This is a genomic window from Actinomadura logoneensis, from assembly GCF_003428695.1.
GTDB classification, from domain to species: Bacteria; Actinomycetota; Actinomycetes; order Streptosporangiales; family Streptosporangiaceae; genus Spirillospora; species Spirillospora logoneensis.
Genome location: NZ_QURH01000063.1, coordinates 1 through 2,348 on the forward strand (window position 1 = coordinate 1; position 2,348 = coordinate 2,348).

Annotated in this window: 3 protein-coding genes; all 3 read left to right on the forward strand. The window is 73.0% G+C overall.

The features are described from left to right. The coding region (locus DZF91_RS03110) for a hydroxyisourate hydrolase (protein WP_117355990.1) at positions 1–234 on the forward strand (234 nt) is incomplete at its 5' end. Between the two features lie 319 nt (positions 235–553). Continuing rightward, entirely contained in the window at positions 554–1,990 is a 1,437-nt protein-coding gene (locus tag DZF91_RS03115; protein WP_117355991.1) for an NCS2 family permease, read from the forward strand. A gap of 74 nt (positions 1,991–2,064) precedes the next feature. After that, the coding region (locus DZF91_RS03120) for a glycerate kinase (RefSeq protein WP_235834046.1) at positions 2,065–2,348 on the forward strand (284 nt) is incomplete at its 3' end.

The following is a 2,348-nucleotide window of genomic DNA, read 5'->3' on the forward strand; positions in this document are numbered from 1 at the left end:
GAGGGCCCCGGCGATGGCCCCGGCCCGGCGGCGCCCGCCGCGCGGCTCACCGGCGGGCTGGCGCCGGGCACGTACCGGATGCGGTTCGGGTCGGGCCGGTACTACGCGGCCCGGGACGTCCGGTCGTACTACCCGGAGATCACCGTGATCTTCCTCGTGACGGAGGCGGGCCAGCCGCACCACATCCCGCTGGCGCTGGGCCCGTTCGGCTACTCGACCTACCGCGGGGCATGACCGGCTCGCACCGCGCTCACCACCACCGCACCGGCCACCATGGCAGAGCGACGGCCCCCCCCCCCCCCCCCCCCCCCCCCCCCCCCCCCCCCCCCCCCCCCCCCCCCCCCCCCCCCCCCCCCCCCCCCCCCCCCCCCCCGGGCCACCGGCCCTCACCACCGTCCTGACCAGGAGGAATCCGGCGCGGAACCGGGCTGTCAAGGGGACGGTCCGGTAACCTGCACGTAACACCGGTATGGCTAATCTGTGCAGGCCACAGGCGCTGTTCTGTGCGCACCGAAATCCGTCCAGCCCCGATCCCCGCACCGGAGCACGCCTGATGTCCCACGCCACCCTCCACGACACCCCGCCGCCCGGCCCGCGCGGCTTCCTGGACCGCCGTTTCGACCTGACCGGACGCGGCTCGACGGTCGCCCGCGAGCTGCGCGGCGGCGTCACCACGTTCTTCGCGATGGCCTACATCATCCTGCTCAACCCGATCATCCTGGGCGGGGCGAAGGACGTCACGGGCGCGCAGCTGTCGATCCCGCAGCTCACCACCATGACCGCGCTGTCGGCGACGATCGCGACGATCATCATGGGCCTGGTCGGGAACGCCCCGATGGCGGTGGCCTCCGGGCTCGGCATCAACGCGGTGGTGGCGTTCCAGGCCGCCCCGGTGATGACCTGGCCGCAGGCGATGGGCCTGGTGGTGATCGAGGGCATCGTGATCGTGCTGCTCGCGCTCACCGGCGTCCGGGAGCGGATCATGAACGCGATCCCGCTCGCGCTCAAGCACTCCATCGCGGTCGGCATCGGCGCGTTCATCGCCCTGGTCGGCCTCTACGACGCCAAGTTCATCAGCTCCAGCGCGATGAGCCCGCCGCTGGCGCTCGGCACCGGCGGCAAGCTCATGGGCTGGCCCGCGCTGGTGTTCGCGGTCGCGCTCGTCCTCATGATCGTCCTTTACGTGCGGCGGGTGCCCGGCGCGATCCTCATCGGCATCGTCGCCGCCACCGTCCTCGCCGTGATCGTCCAGGCCAACGCCAACGTGCCCGCCGAGGGCTGGGGCGTGGTCGTCCCGGACGTCCCGGAGAAGCTGGTCGCCTCCCCGGACTTCGGACTGCTGTTCAACGTGGACGTGTTCGGCGGCTTCGGCCGCGCCGGGTTCATCACCGCGCTGGTCGTGCTGTTCACCCTGGTGCTGTCCGGGTTCTTCGACGCGATGGGCACCATCCTCGGCCTGTCGGACGAGGCGGGCCTGGTCAACGAGAGGGGCGAGGTCCCCGGCCTCGGCCGGATCCTCACCATGGACGGCCTGTCCGCCGCGCTCGGCGGCCTGACCAGCTCGTCCGCCAACACCGTGTTCGTGGAGTCGGCGGCGGGCATCGGCGAGGGCGCCCGCACCGGCCTGGCCAACATCGCCACCGGCGCGCTGTTCGCGGTCACGCTGTTCCTCACGCCGCTCGCCGCGGTCGTCCCCGCGCAGGCCGCCGCGCCCGCCCTGGTGCTGGTCGGCGCGCTGATGATGACGCAGGTCGCAAAGGTCACCTGGGAGGACCTGGACATCGCGATCCCGGCGTTCCTCACCATCGTGTTCATGCCGTTCACCTACTCCATCACCAACGGCATCGGCGCGGGCGTGGTCGCCTACACCCTGATCAAGCTGGCCCGCGGCAGGATCCGCGAGACGCACTGGCTGATCTGGGTCATCGCGCTGGTCTTCCTCCTCTACTTCGGTCTGCACCCGATCGAGGAGCTGCTGGGTGTCAAATAGTGGCGTCCTGACGTGAGCAGGGGGTAGGGAACCTACCGAAGCGCTGACCCCCGGCGTGAAAGGCGTGGCTGCCCGTGTCCCTGCCCGAGCCCCCCGGCGAGCCTCCCCCGCGCGGCCACGTGCTGCTCGCGCCCGACCGGTTCCGGGGGGGGCTCGACGCCGTCGAGGTGGCCCGGCGGCTCGCCGCCGGGCTGCACCTGGCCCGCCCGGACGTGCCGGTGGTCGAGCTGCCGGTCTCCGGCGGCGGCGACGGTACCGCCGAGGCCGCGGTCGCGGCCGGGTTCCGCCGGATCGAGCTGAAGGTCTGCGGCCCGGCGGGCCGCCCGGTCACCGCGGTGCTGGCGTTCGACGGCCGGTG

Excerpts from the sequence above, each read along its gene's own strand:
- DZF91_RS03115 (WP_117355991.1), top strand. The coding sequence starts at position 554 with ATGTCCCACGCCACCCTCCACGACACCCCGCCGCCCGGCCCGCGCGGC.